This is a genomic window from Brachybacterium halotolerans (assembly GCF_016623465.1).
Lineage (GTDB): Bacteria > Actinomycetota > Actinomycetes > Actinomycetales > Dermabacteraceae > Brachybacterium > Brachybacterium halotolerans.
In genome coordinates, this window is the sequence record NZ_JAEDAJ010000007.1 from 85,516 (window position 1) to 107,272 (window position 21,757).

Consider the following 21,757-nt stretch of genomic DNA (forward strand, 5'->3'; position numbering starts at 1 on the left):
CCGCCCGTACCCCGCGAAGGAAGGCCCCTGTGAAGCGCACCCTCCAGACCGTGCTGCGCACGATGTCCGTGCTCCCGCGCGACTCCCGACGTTTCCTGTGGGCCTTCGCGACGGTCATGAGCCTGCTCGCGCTGCTCGACGTCATCGGCCTCGGCGCCATGGCGATCGCCCTCCAGGCGCTCATGGGCGGCGAGCAGACCGTGGTGATCCCCGTGGTCGGCTGGACGTTCGAGGGCTTCGGGCAGGTCGTCTGGCTCGTGGGCGTGTTCGTCGTGCTCACGATCGTCAAGAGCGCCCTGAACCTGCTGACGATCCGCGAGGCCACCAAGCGCTTCGCCAAGCACGAGGTCGCGATCGGGCAGATGCTCTTCCGCTCCTATATGTCGTCCCCGTGGGTGGATCGCACCTCCCGCTCGAGCCAGGAGATCATCCGCATGGTCGACTCGGGCGTCGCGGCCGTGGTCGCGAACGTCCTCATGCCCTCGATGACCGTGATCAGCGAGTTCGCGACGATCTCCGTGATCACGGTGGGCCTGTTCGTCCTGGACTGGAAGCTCGCGCTCGCGACGATGATCTACCTGGGGCTCGTCGCCCTGGTCATGTCGCGCGTGATCTCCCCGCTCGCCGTGAGGAACGGCGCCGTGAACCGCGACAACTCGATCCGCGTGGTCCGCCTGCTCGGCGAGGTGCTCTCGGCCCTCAAGGAGATCACCCTCAAGGGCAACGAGAAGGAGGTCGGGGAGATCGTCGCCGACCGCCGGGACCTGGCCTCCGAGACCCGCGCCTTCGCCCAGTACTACAACCAGATGCCGCGCTTCGTGCTCGAGGCCGGACTGGTGGGCGGATTCGTCGTCGTCGGCGGCGTCGGCTACCTCTCCGGCGGGCCGACGGGCGCGCTGTCCTCGGTCGCGCTGTTCGGGGTCGCGGGCTTCCGCCTGGTGCCCTCGCTGACCCGCTTCCAGTCCACGCAGAACCGGATCCTCACCAACGCGGCGTTCTCCGACTACATCATCGACGACATCGAGCAGGCCCGGGAGAACGTCTCCCGCACGGAGCGGCCGGACTCCGCGGAGCTCGCTCCCGGCCGCCGGGACATCGTCCTCGAGGACGTCAGCTTCGTGTACCCCAGCCGTGAGGAGCCCGCCGTGCGCGACGTCTCCCTGCGGATCCCCGCCGGGTCCTCGGCCGCCTTCGTCGGCACCTCGGGGGCCGGCAAGTCCACGATGGTCGATCTGCTGCTGGGCCTGATCACCCCCACCGCGGGACGGATCCTCGTGGGCGGGCAGGACATCACGACCGTCATGCGCCAGTGGCGCTCCCAGGTCGGCTACGTGCCCCAGGAGGTCGCCCTGTTCGATGTGAGCGTCGCCGAGAACGTGGCGCTGACCTGGGACCCCGCCGACGTCGACGAAGAGCGCGTCCACGATGCGCTCTCGCGTGCGCAGCTGCTGGAGACCATCGAGGAGCGCCCCGGCGGCATCCACGGGACCGTCGGGGAGCGCGGCACCACGCTCTCCGGCGGGCAGCGCCAGCGCCTCGGCATCGCGCGCGGCCTGTACTCCGATCCGCAGGTGCTCGTGCTCGACGAGGCCACGAGCGCCCTGGACACGTCCACGGAGGCCGCCGTCACCGCGGGCATCCGCGACCTCGGCGAGGAGGTCACCACGATCACCATCGCCCATCGCCTGGCGACCATCCAGCACTGCGACGTCGTCTTCTACATGCAGGAGGGCGAGGTGCTCGCCCAGGGCACGTTCGACGAGGTCGTGGGCGCGGTCCCCGCCTTCGCCGAGCAGGCCGCCCTCGCCGGCCTCGTGCGCGGCGGGGTGCAGGAGAAGGTCGCCCAGGACGTCGAGCACGGGCTGGAGGCCGGCCTCGACGACGGTGCCGACGACGAGAGCTCGCAGGAGGGGAGCGCCCGATGAGCCCGAGCCTCGTGATCCTGTCCTTCTCGCACCTGGTGAGCGACCCGCGCGTGCAACGGCAGATCGCCCTCTTCGCCCCGCGGTACCACGTGACCACCGTCGGCTTCGGGCCGAGCCCGCACCCGGACGTCGAGCACATGGAGATCCCCGAGGGCACCCGCGCGTGGCCCGACTCCAAGCAGCACCTGCTCACGCGGCGCTTCCGCGGTGCCCACTGGTCGATGAGCGCTGTGCGCGCCGCCCACGACCTGCTCGAGGCTCGACGGGGCACGATGGACGCCGTCCTCGCCAACGACACGAACACCCTGCCGCTGGCCCTGTGGCTCGAGCCCCGCCGCGGCGTCCACGCCGATCTGCACGAGTACGCGCCGCGCGAGAAGGAGCACCAGCGCAGCTGGCGCTGGTTCGTCGCCCCTTACCAGCGCTGGCTGTGCCGCACGTGCCTGCCCCGCGTCGCCTCGGTGACGACGGTCTCGCCCGGTCTCGCCCGCGAGTACGCGCAGCGCTTCGGGATCGAGGTCCAGGTCGTCACCAACGCCTCCGCCCGCCGGGACCTGCCGGTGCGGCCGACGGGAGAGCCGATCCGCCTGCTGCACACGGGCGTGGCGCGGGCGAACCGTCACCTCGAGTCGATGATCGAGGCGATGCGGGGCCTCGAGGGTCGCGCGACCCTCGACCTCATGCTCATGCCCAGCGAGCCCGGGTACATTGAGCGCCTCGCGCAGCTCGCGGAGGACGTCCCGGGCGTCGCGCTGCGGGACCCGGTCCCCTTCGTGCAGCTCGTGGACACCGTCGCCGAGTACGACGTCTCCCTCGTCGTCTTCCCGAACACCACCTTCAACCTCGAGCACTCGCTGCCCAACAAGCTCTTCGAGGCCGTGCAGGGCCGGACCGGCGTGATCGTCGGCCCCTCCCCGGATATGGCGGAGCTGGTGGGCGCGCACGGTCTCGGCGCGGTGCTCCCGGCGGCCGACGCCCCGGCGATGCACGCGGAGATCACGGGCCTGACCCCGGAGACGGTCGACGGCTGGAAGCACGCGAGCGCTGCCGCCGCGGACGAGCTCAGCGCCGAGCAGCAGGTGCGGACGTGGGAGAGGGCCGTCGCCGCGATCGTGGGGGAGTGACGCTTCACCTCAGCCCCGTCGCACCCGCGGCAGCATCTGCACGGCGAGCGACGCGGCCATGAACCGCGGCGGCGCCTCGCGGTCGAGCACCTGGGTGATCTCGCGGGGCAGCAGCGTCGCGGGGCGCCCGTGCCGACGCCGATCGCGCGCGGCGGCCATGAGCTCCTCGGCCCCGATCCCGGGGTCCAGGCACGCATCGAGCAGTCGGCGATCGGCCCGCGAGAGCGGGCGGGCGCATCCGGGGGCGCGGCGCAGGACGTCGGCCGAGATCTCCGCGAGAGCCTCGCGCTCCTCGTGCGTCCAGATCTCGGCGTCCTGGCGGTAGAAGACGGCGCCGAACACGTGGATGCGCAGCAGCTTCGTGCCGATCGCGCGGCGGGCGGGGCGGGGGAGCACGCCGAACCAGTCGGCCTCGAGCAGATCGGGGAAGAAGCCGAGCTGCTCGCGCATCGGACGGATCACGTAGGTCACGCGGTCCCCGGCGTCCTCGCCGATCACGTAGGGAGGGCCGAAGCGGTCGTAGGCGGTGGGCACGGTCGCCATCAGCTGCGTCACCATGCCCACGTCGCCGCCCACGGTCGCGCCCTCCACGAGATGCGCCCCGGTGCGCGTGAGCATCGCCCGGCTCATGAGACCCAGCGGCGCCGAGCGGTAGGCGAGACGATCCCGGGCGAGGTCCGCGAGGCCCCCGCGCAGCATCCGCGCCGCGGGGGTGGGCACCCCACGGCCGGCGGTGCCGAGGGCGAGGCGGGTGATGACGAACTCTGCGCCCGTGCGCTCCTGCACGGCGAGCCAGGAGGCGACGGCGCCCGCGGCCAGGGTGTCGTCCGAGCCCATGATCGCGACGAACGGCGCGGTGCCGTCGCACATCCCGGCGTTGAACGGACCCGAGGCGGAGCGGAACCCGTCGCGGTGCTCGAGGATCCTCACCCGGTCCCGGTGCTCGGGTCGGATCGCGCCGAGGATCTCGTCGGCGGGTCGGTTGTGGGCGACGACCACCACGTTCGCGTGCTCGGCATTGCCCTCGAGGATCGAGGCGACGGCGCGGCCCACGGGACGCTCGGGCGTGTGGCACGCGATGACGACGTCGACGGGCTTCGCGGGGGAGCTGAGGGGCGTCATCGCTGCATCCCCGTCCCGGCGTCGCCGCGACCGGCGGCGTCCTCGGCCTCGTCCAGCAGTCGCGTGTACTGCGCGGCGTAGGCGGCGCCGACGGCCTGCGTCGAGAAGCGGTTGCCGATGGTCGCGGCGATGTCCTCGCTGCTCAGCTCCCGCGTGCGCGCGTCGACGTCGAGGATCGCGTCCGCGTAGCGCACGGGATCCTGCGCGTCGATGAGGGAGCCGACGGTGGGTTCGACGTACTCTCCCTGACCTCCCGTCGCGCCGAGCACCACGGGGCGCCCCGCGACGATCGCCTCGGCGGCGGAGACGAAGAAGTTGTCGGCCCGCGTGGGCCCGAAGAACAGGTCGGCGTCCCCCAGGGCCTCGCGCACTCCCGCGGCGCTCGCCGTGCCCGGCAGCGCGATCCGCTCCTCGATCCCGAGCTCGCGCGCGAGGGCGAGCGTCTCCTCGCGCAGCGGGCCCTCCCCGAGCCAGGTCAGGTGCGCGTCCACGCCGCGGATCGTCAGCTCGGCCACGGTGCCCACGGCGACCAGGGGATCCTTGCGGTCGATGAGGCCGCCCGTGGAGACCAGCCGCAGCGACCCGTCGGCCCGATCCCGGCGAGGGACCAGGGCCCCGGGGTCGACGATGCACGGGACCACGTCGGTGGGCCGGTGCCCCCGCACGACGCGCAGCGGCTCGGCGAGGTACTCGCACACGGCCGTCGCCCGATCCGGCTTCGCGAGCAGGCGGGAGAGCGCCGGCAGCGCGACCCGCGCGGGGGCCCGCAGGGTCTCCGGCGTGGTGAGCGCCGACCAGTGCTCGGTGTGCAGCCAGGGCGCCCGCGGCCGCCGCAGGGCGAGCGGCAGCAGCGTCGAGAAGGCCATCGAATGGACCACGTCGGCGCCGTCGAAGGCCGGTCCGAGCACCCGGGCGGCGCGCAGCACCTGATCCGGACGGCGCGGATCCATGGGGATCCGCAGCACGTCCAGCCCCTCGTGCACGAGCCGCCGGGTGCCGTCGTCGTCGCCGGGCGGGACCAGATGCACGAGCCGCACCTGGGCGTGCTCGGCGATCGCGCGCGCGTCGCGCACCACGAAGGACCCGCGCGACGGAGCCGCCTGCGTGGGGAACCAGGTGGTCAGCAGGGTGGCTCTCATGCGTCCTCCCCGGCGAGCACCAGGCGGTACGCCTCGAGCAGCCCGGCGGCCTCGGCCTCCCAGGTGAGGCCCGGGGCGGCCTCGCGCGCCCGCCGGCGGTAGACCTCCGGGGCGGCGAGGATCCGCTGCAGGGCGGCGGCGAGCTCGACCGGGTCGGAGCCCTCGAAGACCTCCCCGACCCCCAGCTCCTCGACCACGGCGCGCATGTCCGGGAGATCCGCGGCGGCGATCGGCAGGCCCGCGCGGATCGACTCGAAGAGCTTGTTGGGCAGGGCGAAGCGGTAGGACAGGCACACGGGCTGCACGTGCACCACCGCGACGTCCCCGTCGGCCAGAGCCGCGGAGACCTCCGCAGGGGCGACCGCGCCCACGAGGTGCACCCGGTCCGCGACGCCGGCGGCGCGCGCGGCCGCGAGGACCGAGCGCTCGTAATCGGCCTCGCCGTATCCCAGCAGCACGAAGTGCACGCGCGCGGGCAGGTGGGGGAGCGCGGCGATGGTCTCCTCGATGCCGCGGGCGGTGGTGAGACGGCCGCCGTAGGCGATCACGAGATCGTCCTCGGCGAGGCCGGCCCGCTCGCGCAGCACACCGGCCGCGCGCTCGGGCAGCGGCCCGGCGGCGGGCACGTTGCGCACCAGCAGCGGACGGGAGCGCAGGTCGTAGGTGCGCTGCAGCCAGTCGGCGATCGAGGGGGAGACGGTGATCACCGCGTCCGCCCGCGGCACGGCGATGTGCTCGATGAGCGCCTCGAGCAGCGGCGCGAGCAGGCGGCGCTCGCCCACGTTGCGATGGCGCCAGAGCTCGTGGGAGTCGAAGACGATCCGCACACGGCGCCCCTCGCGGCGGGCGAGCAGCTGCACGGCGAAGGCCGGGACCAGGGTGTTCGTGTCGTTCGCGTGGATCACGTCGGGCGCGAAGCCCCGGGCGGCGCGGGCCGAGCGCCACCAGAAGGTGCCCAGCTCGATCGTGCGGTAGGCGCGCCTGCCGAGGTCCCCGGCGACGGCGGTCCCGGCGCGGCGCGCACGGGCGGACACGCGGGCGGCGAGGCACCGGGGTCGAGCGGGAGCCGACGAGGAGGAGGCATCGGCCGACGCGGGCGCCGGCTCCGCCGCGCCCGCGTCCCTGCCGCGCCGCGTCAGCCGCGTGAGCTGCGGGGCGATCCGCTCCAGGGCGAACTCGGGGACGCGCTCGAGGGCGATCCCGCCCGCCAGCTGCGTGATGCCCGCGGCGTGCCCCTTCAACCGGCGCTCGACGGCGATGATGCGCACGTCCATGCCCGCCGCGCGCAGCGACGCCGACTCCTTGAGGACTCGCGAGTCGTTCGCGGCATCGTTGTGCACGAGGACCGCGACGGGCGGCGCGGGGGCAGGCTCGGGCATGGCGCTCCTGGGACGAATATCGTGGGTCGGGCACACTGTACCTGCGCGATCGTCCCCGAGCCCCCAGGAGAACCAGCCCGATGAAGATCCTGTCCGTCGTGGGTGCACGCCCGCAGTTCGTGAAGCTCGCGGCGGTCGCCGATGCCGCCGCGCAGCGGGACGACGTCCAGCACGTCATCGTCCACACCGGGCAGCACTACGACGCCGCCATGAGCGACGTCTTCTTCGCCGATCTGCGCATCCCCGCGCCCGACGTGAACCTGGGCGCGGGCTCGGGCAGCCACGGCCGCCAGACCGGCGCGATGCTCTCCGCGATGGACGAGGTGCTCGAGGAGCAGCAGCCGGACTGGGTGCTCGTCTACGGCGACACCAACTCGACGCTCGCGGGCACCCTCGCCGCGGTGAAGATGCACGTGCGGGTCGCGCACCTCGAGGCCGGCCTGCGCTCCTTCAACCGCCGCATGCCCGAGGAGCACAACCGCGTGCTCACCGACCATGCGGCCGATCTGCTGCTGGCTCCCACCGAGGTCGCCCGCGAGCACCTCGAGGGCGAGGGCCTGGGCTCCCGCACCCTCGTGGTCGGGGACGTGATGACCGACGTCTGCCTGCGGGTGACCGCCTCCGTCGCCGACCAGCCGCTGCACCTTCCCACGGGCATCGACCCCGCGGGCGACTTCGCGGTCGCCACCATCCACCGGGCCGACAACACCGACGACCCCGAACGCCTCGCGGCCGTCCTCGGCGCCCTCCGGGCCTCGCCCCTCCCCATCGCCCTGCTCGCCCACCCCCGCCTGGTCGCGAAGGCCCGCGAGGCCGGCCTCGCGCTCGGGGGCGGCAGCGTGCACGTGGGCGATCCGCTCGCGTACGCCGACCTCGTGGCCGCCGTGTCCCGAGCCCGCGCCGTGGTCACCGACTCCGGTGGCCTCCAGAAGGAGGCGTACCTGCTGGGCACCCCGTGCGCCACCGTGCGCACCGAGACCGAATGGGTCGAGACCCTCGAGGACGGCTGGAACCAGTTGGTCCCCGACCCGGCGGGCCTCGCACGGGCCCTCGAGCGACCCCGGCCCACGGCCGAGCGCCCCGACCACTACGGCGACGGGCACGCCGCCGAGCGCGTCGTCGACGCCCTGCGCGAGCGCACCCGATGAGCCGGCCGCCCCGTATCGTCCTCGCGACCCGCGTCTTCACCCCCGAGGCCGTCGCCGCGGCCTTCCGCGAGGAGGCGCTCGTGCGCGCCCTCGAGGAGTCGGGGGCCGAGGTCACGGTCCTCACCACACGGCCCCCGCGCGGCGTCACCGGGAGGGACCGGGTGCGCCATGTCTCGCGCTTCCCCGTCAAGCGCGACCACCAGCAGCAGGTGCGCGGCTATCTCTGCTACATGAGCTTCGACGTGCCGCTCGCCCTGCGCCTTCTGCTGCGGCGGCGGCCGGACGTGATCATCGCCGAGCCGCCGCCCACGACGGGCCTGGTCGCGACGGTGCTCGGCGTGCTGCGCCGGGTCCCGACGGTCTTCTACGCGGCCGACGTCTGGTCGGATGCGACCGAGAGCGTGGAGGGCGTCCCCGCTCCGATCCGCGCGGCGGTGCGGCTCATGGAGACCACCAGCTGGAAGCGGGCCGCGAAGGTCCTCACGATCTCCCCGGGGGTCGACGACCGGGTCGCCGCGCTCATCGGCCCTCGCCCCTCGCTCACGATGGTCGGCAACGGCATCGACACGGACACCTTCACGCCCGAGGGGCCGCAGCCCGTCGAGGAGACCTCGCAGGGCCCGTACTTCGTCTACGGCGGAACGGTCTCCGAGTGGCAGGGGGCCGACGTCTTCGTCGAGGCCTTCGCGCGCGTGCGCGCCGAGCGGCCCGACGCCCGCCTGCTGTTCTTCAGCGAGGGCAGCGGCAAGGAGGCCCTCGCGCGGAAGGTGGCCGAGGAGGGCATCGAGGGCGTCGAGTTCCGGGGCCGTCTCGCCCCCGCGGACATGTCGCGCGTGCTGCGCGGAGCGGTCGCCGGGCTGAGCTCGATCACCCCGGGCCTGGGCTACGAGTTCGCTCTGCCCACGAAGATCTACGCGGCCACCGCCTCGGGAACGCCCGTGATCCACGCGGGGGAGGGCGCGGCCTTCGAGCGGGTGCGCGATGCGGATTTGGGCTGGGCGAGCGCCTACGACCCCGCCGCCGTCGCCGCCTCGATGCTCGCCGCGCTCGCGGGCGAGGAGCGGCCGACGTCGGAGCACCTGCGCAGCTGGACCCTGGAGAACGCCTCCCTGCAGGGCGCCGCCGAGCGCGCCGCCGAGGCGGTCCTCGAGGCGGCGCGCTAGATCCAGCCGCTCAGGACCCGCCGCTCAGGACCCGCCGCTCAGAAGACCAGGCGCACCCCGGGGATCCTCTGCGCGAGCAGGGAGATCGTGAAGGACACCGGCACCACGACCAGGTACGCGACCGCCATCTGCCCCAGCTCGTTCCCATCGCCCATCCACGGAAGCTGACGCAGCAGCACGAGGACCGCGAAGTGCGCGAGGAACACCCCGAAGGTCGCGTCGCCGAGCGTGCGCAGCACGTGCTGGGCGCGCGGTCCGACCCGCCACCGCAGCGCGAGCGCGGTCCCGCCCGCGAACAGGGCGATCGAATACACCATGACCAGCGGCGAGGTGTAGCCGGAGCCGAGCACCGCGATCCACGCGTCGGCCGCGGAGTCCGATCCGGCACCCGCCCCGCCCCGGCCCGCCTCGTAGACGGCCGTGAGCGCGATGACGCACACGGGGGTGAGTGCGAGCAGCCATGCCCCCGTGCGCCGGCCGGGAGGGGCCACGACGGCCGCCCGTCCGATCACGAAGAAGCCCGCGAAGGCGAGTCCGAAGGTGAGGGCGCCCGCTTCGAGCGGCCGGTGCGGCGAGAGCCCGTCGAGGGCCCTGCCCGCCGTCGGCCCGGCCGTGAGGAAGGGCAGGGCGAAGGCGAGCGCGGTCCAGCCGCAGGCGAGGATGCCCATCCACCAGGCCCGTCGGCCCTCGCGCGCCGCGCGCTCGTGCAGGAACGCCGCGATCACGGGCGCGATCGCGTAGAGGCCGAGGACCGCCCAGAGGAAGTACAGATGGACGGCGGTCCTGCCGGTGATGATCTCGTCGAGCGCGATGCCGGGCGAGATGTCGGCCCCCGCGAGCGGGTCGACGAGCAGCATGTAGACGGCCGACCACACCACGAGCGCGGGCACCACGCGCACCGCGCGCCGCCGCCAGAAGGTTCCCGGACCGCGCCGGTGGGCGGCGGGATGCAGGTTCAGGGCGCCGGTCATCATGAGGAAGACGGGGACGGCGGCGGAGGCGGCCATGTCGAGCGCGGTCACGCCGATCCCGACGGTCCCGGCCTCGACGCCGCCTCCCACCACGTGCACCAGCACGACGCCGAGGATCGCGGTGATCCTCAGGACGTCGAGGAGGGGCAGGTACTCGCGCGCCGGGGCGGCCGGCGCCGGCGAGGGGACGGAGGAGGTCATACCGGTCGAGCGCGGTCCTCTCAGGTGCCGGAGTCGCAGTCGACGCGGATCAACTGGGAGTGGTCGGTCGTGAACACGGTGGTGCCGAGGTCCTGGGAGGCGCGGTTGACCAGGTCGAACGTGGAGGACCACGAGTAGGTCGTGTACTCCTTGTAGATGTAGCCGACGTTCGCGTCGTCGAGCATCCGGCACTGCTCGGCGAGCGGAACGGGGCCGTTCGATCCGGAGATGGCGTAGAGCAGTGCCCTGTCCTGCGAGGTCAGGGCCATGCCGGCGACGGGGTAGTACACCTGCTGGCCGTGGATCGCGTACATGTGCGAGGCGCCGGAGAACGGGCTCGCGAGCACCTTCTTGCTCGTGTCCATCTCCGGGGCGGCCCTCGCCCAGGCCTCGACCTCGTCCTGCTGGAGGAAGCGGCCGCGTCCCTCGGAGGTCCAGGCCAGATTCAGCTGGGCGTTGTCGATCCGGGTGGGCACGGAGCTCGCGGCCGCGACCACTGCCAGGAGAGTCAGCACGGCGGCGCCCCAGCGCGGGATCTTCTCGCCGTGCGGCGCGATCACCCGGGACCAGGCGCGCAGGCCGGGGATCACGAGCACGCTGGTGAGCATCGTGACCGGCATCGAGAGGCGGTCCTGGCCGCGGTAGTAGAGGGTCGAGAGATTCAGCGGGGAGTCGATCGCGGAGTCGAAGTAGAGCACGCCCATCACGATCCAGGCGATCACGAGCCAGCGCTGCGGGCTGCGCCAGGAGACCACGAGCCCCGGCCACCAGAGCAGGGCGAGGATGACTCCCAGCGCCATCGGCCAGACCGTGAGCAGGCCGAGCAGCAGCTCGCCCAGCCCTGTCCACCACGAGACCTTCAGCCCTCCGCCGAAGTCGGTGACGACCGCGGCGAGGGGAGTCCAGGAGAGCAGGCCGACGGGAACGAGCGCCGCGATCGGCACGGCGAGCAGCCAGGGACGGCGCCGGGCGTGGGGGAGGGCGGTCACTGCGCTGAGCGCGGCGATCAGCAGCAGGGCCGTGACGGCGACGTTCGGGTGCATGAGCGCGAGGCCCAGACCCGCACCGCCGAGCGCGAGCACGGAGGCCAGATGCCGCAGCACCGGCCGACCGGGGATCCCGTGCCCGGGAGCGGGACCGTCGCCCGGCCCCTCACCGGTGGCCTCCTTCAGCAGGGCGCCCCAGAGGGCGACGATCGCCGCCGTCATGCCGGGCAGCATCGCGAAGCCCACCATGTTCGGGATCGCCGAGAGATGGATCCACTCGTCCCACGGCGCCGCGGGGGCGAGCAGGCCGACGACGCTCGCCGCGAATGGTCCCCAGCTCACCTCGGGCCACAGGGCCCGGGCGAGCAGGGCCAGCCCGCTCACCCACGGCACCACGGCGAGCACCAGGCACGCGGCGTTCAGCAGCACCGGGATCGGCACCAGCGGGACCAGGGAGGCGAGCGCGTGGAATCCGCCGGGGTAGGGGTTCGGCGCTCCGGTCGTGCTCGCGACCGTGCCGATCACCAGGGACGACGCATCGCCCGTCTCGCGGATCCGCTCGAGGGCGGAGAGGTGGTAGAGGGTGTCCCAGCGCTCGAGGACCCGGTCGGCCCCTCCCGCCGCATAGGCGATCGGGACGATCGCGACGAGCGCCGCACCGAGGATCCACCAGGGGCCTCCCGGGACACGACGACGCAGAGCGGGCCCGTCGGAGGCGTCGGCCCCGTCGGAGCCCTCGACGACAGGGCGCCCGTCGAGCACGGTCGCCGGCAGGCGCAGGCCCAGGCGTCGGGCGAGCAGCCCGATCGCGATCATGAGCGCGGAGAGCACCCCGAAGGTCGCGAGCGACCAGGGCACGCCGGCCTTCCCAGCGATCACCGCCCCCACGCCCGCGATCGCGGAGCCCAGGGCGGGGGCGAGCGCGAGGGCGAGCAGACGCCCGCCGCCGAGGACGCGCACGGCGAGGAACCCGGGGACGACGGCTGCGGCGAGGACCACGATCCCCGCGACCACCAGCAGCAGGTCGGTCATGCGCCGCCCTGCGTGCGCTCGCGGTAGGCGGCGGGCTGCTCGGCCTCGTCCAGGGCGATCCGGCGGGCGAGGTAGGTGATGCGCTTCTCCTCGTTCTTCGCGCGGACCTCCTGCAGGGCGATGACGCCCAGCAGGACGATCACGGTCGCGTACAGCAGCAGGTCGGCGCCGCGGCCCACGCCCACCAGGTGGGCGACGCGCGTGAGCAGGCGGGGGGAGACGACGGCGGCGACAGCGAACAGCGCGAAGCCGAGGATCAGCAGTCGCCGCACGGCCAGCTGCCGGGCCCCGCGCGTGCGGAACAGCCAGAACGTGATCCCCAGGATCCCGAGGATCAGCAGGATCTGGATGACGAGCGTCGACCCCATCGCGCCCACCACGTCAGCCCCTGTCGGAGGGCTCGTCGTGGGTCGAGGCCGACCCGTCGCCGAGGACGAGGCGGGGCACGCCCTGCCAGTTCTCGGCGGTGGTGATGTCGCGGCCGTCGACGACGAGGCGGACGCCCGGGACGTCGCCCGCGCCGAGCTCCCGGTACTCCGGGTGGTTGGTCTGGACGATCACCAGGTCGGCGTCCTCGCCCCGGTGCCAGGCGGCCCAGCCGAAGGAGGAGAGCTCCTCGTCGGAGTAGAACGGGTCCTGCACGCTCACCTGCGCGCCGCGGCGCTGGAGCTCCGCGACGACCGGGAAGACGCCCGAGAACGCCGTCTCCTTGACGCCCGCCCGGTAGGACGCGCCGAGGACCACGGCCCGCAGACCCGCGAGCGATCCGAGCAGCTCCTCCGCGCGCTGCACGAGGCGCGCCGGCACGGAGGCGTTCAGGGCGCGGGCCGTGCGCACGGTCTCGGCGTGCGGATCGGTCGAGAGGTACAGGCGCGGGTAGACGGGGATGCAGTGCCCGCCCACGGCGATGCCGGGCTGGTGGATGTGCGAGTACGGCTGGGAGTTGGAGGCCTCGATCACCTTGTAGACGTCGATGCCGTTGTCCTGCGCGAACAGGGCGAACTCGTTGGCCAGCGCGATGTTCACGTCGCGGTAGGTGGTCTCGGCGAGCTTCGCGAGCTCTGCCGCCTCGGGGGAGCCCAGGTCCCACACGCCGTTGGGGCGGGCGAGGTCGGGGCGCTCGTCGAAGGTGAGCACCGACTCGTAGAACTCGCGCGCGCGCCGGGTGCCCTCGTCGTCGATCGCGCCGATCAGCTTCGGGTACTTGCGCAGGTCCGCGAACACGCGCCCGGTGAGCACGCGCTCGGGGGAGAAGACCATGAAGAAGTCCTCGCCCTGGGTGAGGCCGGAGATCTCCTCGATCATCGGGGCGAAGCGGCCGCGCAGCGTCCCCACCGGCAGGGTGGTCTCGTAGATGACCGTCGTGCCCGCGGTGAGGTGCTGGGCCAGGGAGCAGGTCGCCTCGTCCATCCAGCCGAAGTCCGGTTCGGAGGTCTCCTCGTCCACGAACAGCGGGACCACCAGCACCACGGTGTCGGCCTGGGGGATCGCCTCGGCGTAGTCGGTGGTCGCGCGCAGGCGCCCGGAGGGGACGAGCTCGGCGAGCTTCTCGGCGAGATGGGCCTCGCCGGGGAAGGGCTCGCGGGCCTCGTTGATCGCCTCGACCTGGCGCGGGTTCACGTCGACGCCCACCACCTGGCTCCCGGCCTCGGCGAACTGGACGGCGAGCGGCAGCCCGATCTTCCCGAGAGCGACGACGGCTGTGTTCACCGGTACCTGCTTCCTCCCGCGCGCGGGAGCGCGGATGTGACGTGCTGTCTGGACGGGGCGCGCCCGGCGTGCGAGCGCGGGATCGTCCCCGGTGGACAGGGTATCGTCCTGGGCCTGAGCGCACCCAGCGCGGACGTCGTCCCGGGAGGAAGTGGATGAGTGAGTCCCCCGACGGGACCGTCGAGCAGGCGGATCCGGGCGTCACCTCGACGTGGTTCGTCATCCCCCTGTTCAACGAGGCCCAGGTCATCGCCGACGTCGTCACCGAGCTGCGCCGCCGCTATCCGCTCGTGGTGTGCGTGGATGACGGCAGCCGCGACGGCTCCGCGGAGATCGCGGCCGAGGCCGGGGCGGCCGTGGTGCGTCACCCCTTCAACATGGGTCAGGGCGCCGCCCTGAAGACCGGCATCGACTATGCGCTGCGCGATCCCGCGATGCGCCAGGTCGTGACCTTCGACGCCGACGGCCAGCACCAGGTCGACGACGCCTCCGCGATGATCGGCCTGCGCGAGCGCGAGGACGTGGACCTCGTGCTGGGGTCGCGCTTCCTCGACCAGCGCACGCGCCCGGGCCTGCTCAAGCGCCTCGTGCTGCGCGCGGCCGTGCGCTACACGAACCTCACCACCGGCGTGAGGCTCACCGACGCCCACAACGGTCTGCGCGTGATCGGCCGCGGCGCCTGCCGCCGGATCACCATCGAGCAGAACCGGATGGCGCACGCCTCCGAGATCGTCGAGGAGATCGGGAGGCTGCGCCTGAGCGTGCGCGAGCACCCGGTGCACATCCTCTACACCGACTACTCGAAGCAGAAGGGCCAGTCGATGCTCAACTCGGTGAACATCGTCATCGACATGCTCTTCCGCTGAGCCCCGCTCAGTCCCCGGACTTCGCGGTCGCGGTGCCGTCCTCGATCGAGGAGAAGAACTGCTTCGTCTCGGTCTCGTCGGTGAGGATCGCGACGCCCGAGTTGTTGGTCTGGTAGTTCTCGGTGACGATCGGGATCGACAGGTTCGTGCCGTCCTTCATCGAGCGGCGCATGGCCAGCCCCGCCCGTCCCAGGTCCACGAGGCCCGTGTGGTCGTCGGTCAGCAGGGCGCCCGAGCCGGCGCCGGCGAGCTTCGCCTGCGCGAAGGGGTTCAGCAGCACCGCCGGCGAGGTCACGCGGTCCATGAGCGCGGCGACGAACTGCTGCTGGCGGGCCTGGCGGCCGATGTCGGCCGTGGGGTCGAAGTAGCGGGCGCGCACATAGGCGAGCGCCTGCTCCCCGCCGACGTCGTGGCAGCCCTTGGTCATCTTCAGCCCGGACTTCTTGTCGTCCACGTCCTTGTCGATGCACAGGTTCACGTGGCCCACGGCGTCCACGGTGTCCGTGACGCCGTCGAAGCCCACCTCGACGTAGTGGTCGATGGTCATCCCCGTGAACTCCTCCACGGTCTTGACCATGAGCTTCGGCCCGCCGAAGGAGTAGGCGGCGTTGAGCTTGTACTTCCCGTGCCCGGGGATGTCCACGAGGGTGTCGCGCGGCAGGGAGACCAGGTACGACTTCCCGTTGGCGGCGCGGTGCAGGAGCATCATCGTGTCGGCGCGCCCGCCCTCGGTGCCGTCATCGGCGACGCTCTTGCCGCCGCGGGCGTCCGAGCCCGCGATGAGGTACGTCGTGCCGGGCGTGTCCGCCGCGCCCGAGAGCGCGTCGACGTGCTCGATCCGCGAGTTGGCCCAGAGGGCGAGTCCGGCGCCCCACCCCAGCACGATCACGAGCAACAGGGCGACGAGGGTCATGCCCAGCCGCATCGGCCGCGGGATGCGGGAGCGCCGACGGGGGCCGCCGGGCCGCTGCGGTCCGCCGGGCTGGTCCGGTCCCTGGGGGCCCGAGGGCGGGACGGCCGCGCCGCTGCCCGCGGAGCCGGCGCCCTCGTGGTGATGCACCGGGGCGGCCTGGCGGGAGGACGGACGGGACGGGGAGGCGGGGGAGGAGCCCTGCTGCGCGGAGGGGCCCTGCGGCGCCCTCTCGCTCACGGGGAGGGCTCGCGTGGGCTGCTCGGGCTGTCCGGTGCGTGCGCGCGAGGCGGGGCCGACGGCCTGGACGCTGCTGCCGGCGCGGGCCCGCGAGCGCGGAGTGGGCCGGCGCGGTGCGCCGGGTCGTGGTGCGCGAGGGCGCGCGCCGCCGCGGGCGGGATCAGCGCGAGGGGTGTCCTCGAACGGGTCCTCCTGGTCGGAGGGGCGTGCCGAGCGTTCGTCCCGGTCGTCCACGGGCAGGATCCTTCCGTCGTGTGCGCCGACGAGGGGGAAGCGGGGTCGGCGCGCGTGCCCGACAGACTAGCCCCGGGATCTCCGAGCGCCCAGCGGCTGCGCGGCGCGGACGTGACGTGTTCGTGGCGCGCGCCCGGACGGCTGGGTGAACACGGGGCGCTCTCCGTAGACTTCGACGCACGCGGAGGCGCCGCCGTGACCTGCCCTTCGCCCGCAGACCCGGAGGAGACCCCGTGCAGGACGCCCCCATCACGCGAGACGCCGCGAGCAGCGGTGTGAGAGTCGTCGCGGTCGTCGTCACGTACAACCGCGCCGAGCTGCTCGAGTCCTGCCTCGATGCGCTCGCGGCGCAGGACCGTCGGCCCGACGCGGTCGTGGTCGTGGACAACGCCTCGACCGACGCCTCGGGGAGCGTGGCCGACGCCCACCCGATCGGGGCCGACGTGGTGCACCTGCACGAGAACGTCGGCGGAGCCGGCGGCTTCGCGACCGGCATCGCCCGCGCGCTCGAGCAGCACCGCGCCGACTGGGTGTGGCTCATGGACGACGACACCATCCCGCGGCCGGGCGCCCTGGCCGCCCTCACGGACGCGATCGACGCCTCTCCCGCGCGTCTGTCCGTGCTGAGCTCCCGGGCCGTGTGGACCGACGGCCGTGCCCACCCCATGAACCTGCCGCGCCTGCGCGTGGGCGCGAGCGCTCAGGAGCGGGCCGATGCGCAGGCCGCCGGCGGGTACCCGATCCGCACCGCGAGCTATGTCTCGGTGCTCCTGCGGGCCGAGGACGTGCGCCGCCTGGGCCTCCCGCACGCGGGCTACTTCATCTGGTCCGACGACTTCGAGCACACGGGCCGCCTGCTGCGCCGCGGGCGCGGCATCCACGTCCCCGCCTCCGTCGTCGAGCACCGCACGAAGGTCTTCGCCAACGCGCAGGCCTCCCCGGGCGACCGCTTCTACTTCGACGTCCGCAACCGCCTGTGGGCGCTCACCCGCACGCGGTCGTTCACCCTCTGGGAGCGCGCGATGTACGGCGGGAGCACCGTGCGCGGATGGCTGCGCCAGCTCGTGCGCCATCCCGAGCTCGCCCGCGTCGGCGCTCGCGGTCTGCGCGACGCCCTGCGCGGAGGCCCCCGCCCCGGCGCACAGGTCCTCGACCAGGACCCCGGGGCGGCGTCCTCGATCGCCCGCGTCGAGCGGTCCGCCGGGCGATGAGCGCGACCACCCCGTCGGACGGCCCCGTTCCGTCGGACCGGCCCGTCGCCCGCGACGTCACCGTGCTCATGCCCGTCTGGCGCGGCGACAGGGCCGATCGCTTCGCGGCGGCCGTCGCCTCCGCGACCACCCAGCAGACCCTCGCGCCGGCCGAGCTGCTGCTGAGCATCGACGGGCCGCTGCCCCCCGAGCTCGACGTCGTCGTCGCCGCGATCGAATCCGGCGAGCACGGTCCCGCCCGGGTGCTGCGCGCCGAGGACCACCAAGGCCTCGCCCTCACCCTCCAGCGCGGCCTCGAGGCCGCGGACACGGCGCTCGTGGCCCGCGCCGACGCCGACGACCTCTGCCGCCCCGAGCGCCTCGCCCTGCAGGTCGGCGCGATGCAGGAGGACGGCCTCGACCTGCTCAGCGGCACCCTCCAGGAGTTCTCCGACGCGGTGCCCGTCGGCACCGGCCCTCTGCGCACGCGGCCGCTGACGCACGCCGAGATCCTCGCCTACCTCCCGCGCCACAGCCCCTTCCAGCACCCGGCGGTGATGATGCGCCGCGAGGCCGCGCTCGCCGTCGGCGGCTACCTCGAGCTCGACCACCTCGAGGACTACTGGCTGTGGGAGCGCATGCTGCTGGGCGGGGCGCGCAGCGCGAACCTCCCCGAGGTGCTCGTGGACTACCGGGTCGACGAGGACCTCTTCGCCCGCCGCGGCGGCGCCCGCATGTTCCGCTCGGACCTGCGCCTGCAGCGCACCTTCCTGCGCGACGGCATCACCACGCCGTCCGGGGCGGCGGTGAACCTCGCGCGCCGCGGGGCCTACCGCTTCGCGCCCGGCTGGATGCGCCGGCTGGGGTACCGCCTGCTCGTGGAGCGCATGCACTGACGTGACCTGAGCCTCGCCCGCCCCGACGTCGGGTGAACACCCGGTGACATCGGATCGGCCGGGCGGTGACGCCTCCGTGAGCGTCCGGTGGAGCATGCACGCCATGCCCTGATCAGGGCTCTGAAGTGCGCGGACGCGCCGCAGCGCTGGGCTAGGGTGGTCGCGATCGAGCACCCGTCGAAAGGTATCCCCGTGGCGTCTCCTGACCTGCTGATCGTCGGCTCCGGCCTCTTCGGACTGACGGTCGCCGAGCGCGCAGCCGTCGAGCACGGCGCGAAGGTCGTCATCATCGACCGCCGCGACCACATCGGCGGCAACGCCTACTCGGAGGTCGACGAGACCACCGGGATCGAGATCCACAAGTACGGGGCGCACCTCTTCCACACCTCGAACGAGCGCGTGTGGGATTACGTCAACCGCTTCACGGAGTTCACCGGCTACGTCCACAAGGTCTATACGAACCACAAGGGCGTGGTCTACCCGCTGCCGATCAACCTGGGCACGATCAACCAGTTCTTCGGCGCCTCCTACTCGCCCGACGAGGCGCGGGCGCTGATCGCCGAGCAGGCCGGCGAGCTCGCGGGCACCGACCCCGAGAACCTCGACGAGAAGGGGATCTCGCTCATCGGCCGGCCCCTCTACGAGGCGTTCATCAAGAACTACACCGGCAAGCAGTGGCAGACGGACCCCAAGGACCTGCCCGCGGGGATCATCTCCCGCCTGCCCGTCCGCTACACCTACGACAACCGCTACTTCAACGACACCCACGAGGGTCTGCCGGCCCAGGGGTACACGGCCTGGCTCGAGCGCATGGCCGACCACCCCAACATCGAGGTGCGGCTGGGCACGGACTACTTCGACACCACGCAGGAGTACCACCGCGACGCCGTGCGCGGGCAGCTCCCGGTGATTTACACGGGGCCCGTCGACCGCTACTTCGACTACGAGCTGGGCGACCTCAAGTGGCGCACCATCGACCTGGAGACCGAGCACCTCGAGAGCACGGGCGACTTCCAGGGCACGTCGGTCATGAACTACGCCGACGCGGACATCCCCTTCACCCGCATCATCGAGCCGCGCCACTTCCACCCCGAGCGCGACTACCCCGCGGACCGCACCGTCATCCAGCGCGAGTACTCCCGCTTCGCGGCGCGCGAGGACGAGCCGTACTACCCCGTGAACTCGGGGACGGACCGCGAGACCCTGCTGGCCTACCGGGAGATGGCGGACGCCGAGCCGGGCACCCTGTTCGGCGGTCGCCTGGGCACCTACAAGTACCTCGACATGCACATGGCGATCGGCTCTGCCCTGAGCCTCGTGGACAACAAGCTGGCCGACCTGCTTCGCCAGTGAACGATCAGCCGCGCCCCTGAGTGGCCGGCCGGGAGGACCCCCACAGTGAGCATCACCAGCACCCCTGCGACAGCCATGCCCTCCTCCGCGGAGGAGGCCGACGGCACGAACACCCCGTCGACCCCGCAGCGCGTGATCCAGCGGCTCATCATGCCGCTCGTGCCGACGCCGGACATCGTGCCCCTCTACGTCGAGTCCCACACGGCCCGCTCGGGCATCTCGACGGCCTCCTTCGGCCTCGGCGGCGAGGAGGAGGAGACCCACGAGGCCGCCGCCCCCAGCGCGGAGAACCCGACCACGGACGTCGACGAGCTCAGCGCGCGCCACAGCATCGAGGTCGGCCCGCACTCGGTGCGCTCGTTCGGCACGTACTTCAACGCCTTCCCCGCCGGCTACTGGCGACGCTGGACGCCCGTGCGCTCCGTGCGGCTCACGGTGAGCACCTCCGGCAGCGGCCAGGTCATCGTCTACCGCTCGAACGCGCGCGGAGCGATCCAGCGCCACGAGTTCCGCACGGTGCGCGAGAACACGGAATCGGTCTTCGAGCTGCCGCTGACGGCCTTCGGCGACGGCGGCTGGTACTGGTTCGACGTGATCGCGGGGGCGGACCCCGTCGCCGTCGTGAACGCCCAGTGGACCGCCGACGCCGACCTCGCCCGCACCGAGGGCACCTTCTCCATCGGCATGACCACGATGAACAAGGTGTCCTACTGCCTGGACAACATCGGCCTGATCAGCCGCGACGACGACCTGCGCGAGCGGCTGGACGCCATGTACGTCGTCGACCAGGGATCCGACCGTCTCAGCGACCACGAGGAGCTCGCGCCGCTGCAGGCGGCGATGGGCGAGCAGCTGCAGATCATCGAGCAGGGCAACATCGGCGGCTCCGGCGGCTTCTCGCGCGGCATGTACGAGGCGGCGACCAACGGGCGCTCGACCTATGTCATCAACTGCGACGACGACATCGACATCGAGCCCGAGTCGCTGCTGCGCATGCTGACCTTCGCGGACTTCACGACCACGCCCATGCTCGTGGGCGCGCACATGTTCGACCTGAACAACCGCTCGGTGCTGCACGCCTTCGGCGAGGGCGTCGACCCGTGGGCGATCCAGCCGCGCGTGGTCAGCCCCGGAGGACGCCTCGGCCACGACTTCGGCTTCGAGCCGCTGCGCTCGACGCCGTGGCTGCACCGCCGCGCCGACGTCGACTACAACGGCTGGTGGACCTGCCTGATCCCCACCGAGACCGTGCGCGCGATCGGCCTCAGCCTGCCCGTGTTCATCAAGTGGGACGACGCCGAGTACGGGCTCCGCGCGAAGGCCGCCGGCTACCCGACGGTGTCCCTGCCCGGCGCCGCGGTCTGGCACATCACCTGGACCGACAAGAGCGATGCCCTGGACTGGCAGGTCTACTTCCACGAGCGCAACCGCATCATCACCGCGCTCCTGCACTCGGTCTACGAGCGCGGCGGCCATGTGATCACCGAGTCGCAGAGCATCGACTTCAAGCACATGATCTCCATGCAGTACTACACCGAGTCCGCGCGGCTGATGGCGCAGGAGGACGTGCTGCGCGGGCCCGACGGCCTGCACGACCAGATCGGGACCAAGCTGCCCGAGCTGCGCGCGATGGCCAAGCAGTACGACGATTCCGCGACGCTCACCGACGCCCAGCAGTTCCCGGCCGTGCGCATGGCCAAGCCCCCGCGCAAGGGCCGCGGATTCGCGCCGCCGCGCCGCTCCCGGCTGCCGCTGTGGGCCGCGCGCACGATGGCCCGGCAGATGTTCGCTCCGCCGCGCGAGACCTCGCGGCTGCACCCGCAGGCCGAGATCCCGCACCTGGACGCGAAGTGGTGGACGCTCAGCCACTACGACAGCGCCGTGGTCTCCAACGCCGACGGCACGAAGCTCGCCTGGTACAAGCGCCGGCCCGATCACGTGCGGGAGATGCTCACCCGCAGCCTGCACACCCATGCGGACCTCTACCGCCACTGGAACGACCTGCGTCGTCAGTACCGTCGGGCCGCCGCGGAGCTCACCTCCTTCGAGGCCTGGGAGAGGACCTTCGCCGCGAACCCCGCTCCCGTGAGGGCGCAGGACGCGCAGGAGAAGACGACGGAGACGGAGAAGGACTCGGGGTCGGCGAGCGAGCCCGTCGCCTGAGAGCT

At 72.8% G+C, this 21,757-nt stretch carries 17 protein-coding genes; 9 read left to right on the top strand and 8 right to left on the bottom strand.

Annotation, left to right across the window (positions count from 1 at the left end; all coding sequences use genetic code 11):
- Nucleotides 1–29 precede the first annotated feature (29 nt).
- Both I8D64_RS12195 and I8D64_RS12200 read left to right on the top strand, forming a co-directional pair.
- On the top strand, nt 30–1,925 hold the full coding sequence (locus tag I8D64_RS12195; protein WP_200503061.1) for an ATP-binding cassette domain-containing protein: 1,896 nt from the start codon (nt 30–32) through the stop codon (nt 1,923–1,925).
- The gene (locus tag I8D64_RS12200; RefSeq protein WP_200503062.1) at nt 1,922–3,049 is read left to right on the top strand and encodes a glycosyltransferase family protein; all 1,128 of its coding nucleotides are present in this window, start codon (nt 1,922–1,924) and stop codon (nt 3,047–3,049) included. Before I8D64_RS12195 ends, I8D64_RS12200 begins: the two co-directional genes overlap by 4 nt.
- A gap of 9 nt (nt 3,050–3,058) precedes the next feature.
- Here I8D64_RS12200 and I8D64_RS12205 read toward each other — a convergent pair whose 3' ends face one another.
- The 3 genes from I8D64_RS12205 to I8D64_RS12215 are packed head-to-tail and all read right to left on the bottom strand — an operon-like array spanning nt 3,059 to nt 6,689.
- Nucleotides 3,059–4,171, bottom strand: a complete 1,113-nt coding sequence (locus I8D64_RS12205; protein WP_200503063.1) for a glycosyltransferase family 2 protein — start codon at nt 4,169–4,171, stop codon at nt 3,059–3,061.
- The gene (locus tag I8D64_RS12210) at nt 4,168–5,310 is read right to left on the bottom strand and encodes a glycosyltransferase (protein WP_200503064.1); all 1,143 of its coding nucleotides are present in this window, start codon (nt 5,308–5,310) and stop codon (nt 4,168–4,170) included. Before I8D64_RS12210 ends, I8D64_RS12205 begins: the two co-directional genes overlap by 4 nt.
- Nucleotides 5,307–6,689, bottom strand: coding sequence for a glycosyltransferase (locus tag I8D64_RS12215; RefSeq protein ID WP_200503065.1), 1,383 nt, complete (start codon nt 6,687–6,689; stop codon nt 5,307–5,309). The genes I8D64_RS12210 and I8D64_RS12215 overlap by 4 nt, the downstream gene beginning before the upstream one ends.
- 80 nt (nt 6,690–6,769) lie before the next feature.
- Here I8D64_RS12215 and wecB point away from each other — a divergent pair, with 80 nt between their 5' ends.
- Both wecB and I8D64_RS12225 read left to right on the top strand, forming a co-directional pair.
- A complete protein-coding gene (gene wecB, locus I8D64_RS12220) occupies nt 6,770–7,837 on the top strand; it encodes a non-hydrolyzing UDP-N-acetylglucosamine 2-epimerase (protein ID WP_200503066.1) in 1,068 nt (355 codons plus the stop codon).
- Nucleotides 7,834–9,000, top strand: coding sequence for a glycosyltransferase family 4 protein (locus tag I8D64_RS12225; protein WP_200503067.1), 1,167 nt, complete (start codon nt 7,834–7,836; stop codon nt 8,998–9,000). Before wecB ends, I8D64_RS12225 begins: the two co-directional genes overlap by 4 nt.
- A 38-nt stretch (nt 9,001–9,038) precedes the next feature.
- On the opposite strand, the gene I8D64_RS12230 is transcribed toward I8D64_RS12225, so the two are convergent.
- The 4 genes from I8D64_RS12230 to I8D64_RS12245 are packed head-to-tail and all read right to left on the bottom strand — an operon-like array spanning nt 9,039 to nt 13,900.
- Nucleotides 9,039–10,172: an acyltransferase gene (locus I8D64_RS12230; RefSeq protein WP_200503068.1), complete on the bottom strand. Its 1,134-nt coding sequence runs from the start codon at nt 10,170–10,172 to the stop codon at nt 9,039–9,041.
- A gap of 20 nt (nt 10,173–10,192) precedes the next feature.
- Complete coding sequence (locus I8D64_RS12235) at nt 10,193–12,190, bottom strand: DUF6541 family protein (protein ID WP_200503069.1); 1,998 nt, start codon at nt 12,188–12,190, stop codon at nt 10,193–10,195.
- Complete coding sequence (locus I8D64_RS12240; RefSeq protein ID WP_200503070.1) at nt 12,187–12,558, bottom strand: DUF2304 domain-containing protein; 372 nt, start codon at nt 12,556–12,558, stop codon at nt 12,187–12,189. The genes I8D64_RS12235 and I8D64_RS12240 overlap by 4 nt, the downstream gene beginning before the upstream one ends.
- Before the next feature lie 13 nt (nt 12,559–12,571).
- The gene (locus I8D64_RS12245; RefSeq protein ID WP_200503071.1) at nt 12,572–13,900 is read right to left on the bottom strand and encodes a nucleotide sugar dehydrogenase; all 1,329 of its coding nucleotides are present in this window, start codon (nt 13,898–13,900) and stop codon (nt 12,572–12,574) included.
- A 155-nt stretch (nt 13,901–14,055) separates the two neighbouring features.
- On the opposite strand from I8D64_RS12245, the gene I8D64_RS12250 reads away from it, so the two are divergent.
- Nucleotides 14,056–14,766, top strand: a complete 711-nt coding sequence (locus tag I8D64_RS12250; RefSeq protein ID WP_200503072.1) for a glycosyltransferase family 2 protein — start codon at nt 14,056–14,058, stop codon at nt 14,764–14,766.
- Nucleotides 14,767–14,773: 7 nt separating this feature from the next.
- Here I8D64_RS12250 and I8D64_RS12255 read toward each other — a convergent pair whose 3' ends face one another.
- Nucleotides 14,774–16,150: an LCP family protein gene (locus I8D64_RS12255; protein ID WP_343068566.1), complete on the bottom strand. Its 1,377-nt coding sequence runs from the start codon at nt 16,148–16,150 to the stop codon at nt 14,774–14,776.
- A 233-nt stretch (nt 16,151–16,383) separates the two neighbouring features.
- Here I8D64_RS12255 and I8D64_RS12260 point away from each other — a divergent pair, with 233 nt between their 5' ends.
- From I8D64_RS12260 to I8D64_RS12275, 4 genes are all read left to right on the top strand, one after another.
- A complete protein-coding gene (locus I8D64_RS12260) occupies nt 16,384–17,361 on the top strand; it encodes a glycosyltransferase (protein WP_200503073.1) in 978 nt (325 codons plus the stop codon).
- Nucleotides 17,358–18,236 (top strand): glycosyltransferase, encoded by an 879-nt coding sequence (locus I8D64_RS12265; protein ID WP_200503074.1) that lies wholly within the window; start codon nt 17,358–17,360, stop codon nt 18,234–18,236. Before I8D64_RS12260 ends, I8D64_RS12265 begins: the two co-directional genes overlap by 4 nt.
- A gap of 192 nt (nt 18,237–18,428) precedes the next feature.
- Nucleotides 18,429–19,589 (top strand): UDP-galactopyranose mutase, encoded by a 1,161-nt coding sequence (gene glf / locus I8D64_RS12270; protein ID WP_200503075.1) that lies wholly within the window; start codon nt 18,429–18,431, stop codon nt 19,587–19,589.
- 45 nt (nt 19,590–19,634) lie between these two features.
- Entirely contained in the window at nt 19,635–21,752 is a 2,118-nt protein-coding gene (locus tag I8D64_RS12275) for a glycosyltransferase (RefSeq protein ID WP_343068567.1), read from the top strand.
- Nucleotides 21,753–21,757: the final 5 nt, after the last annotated feature.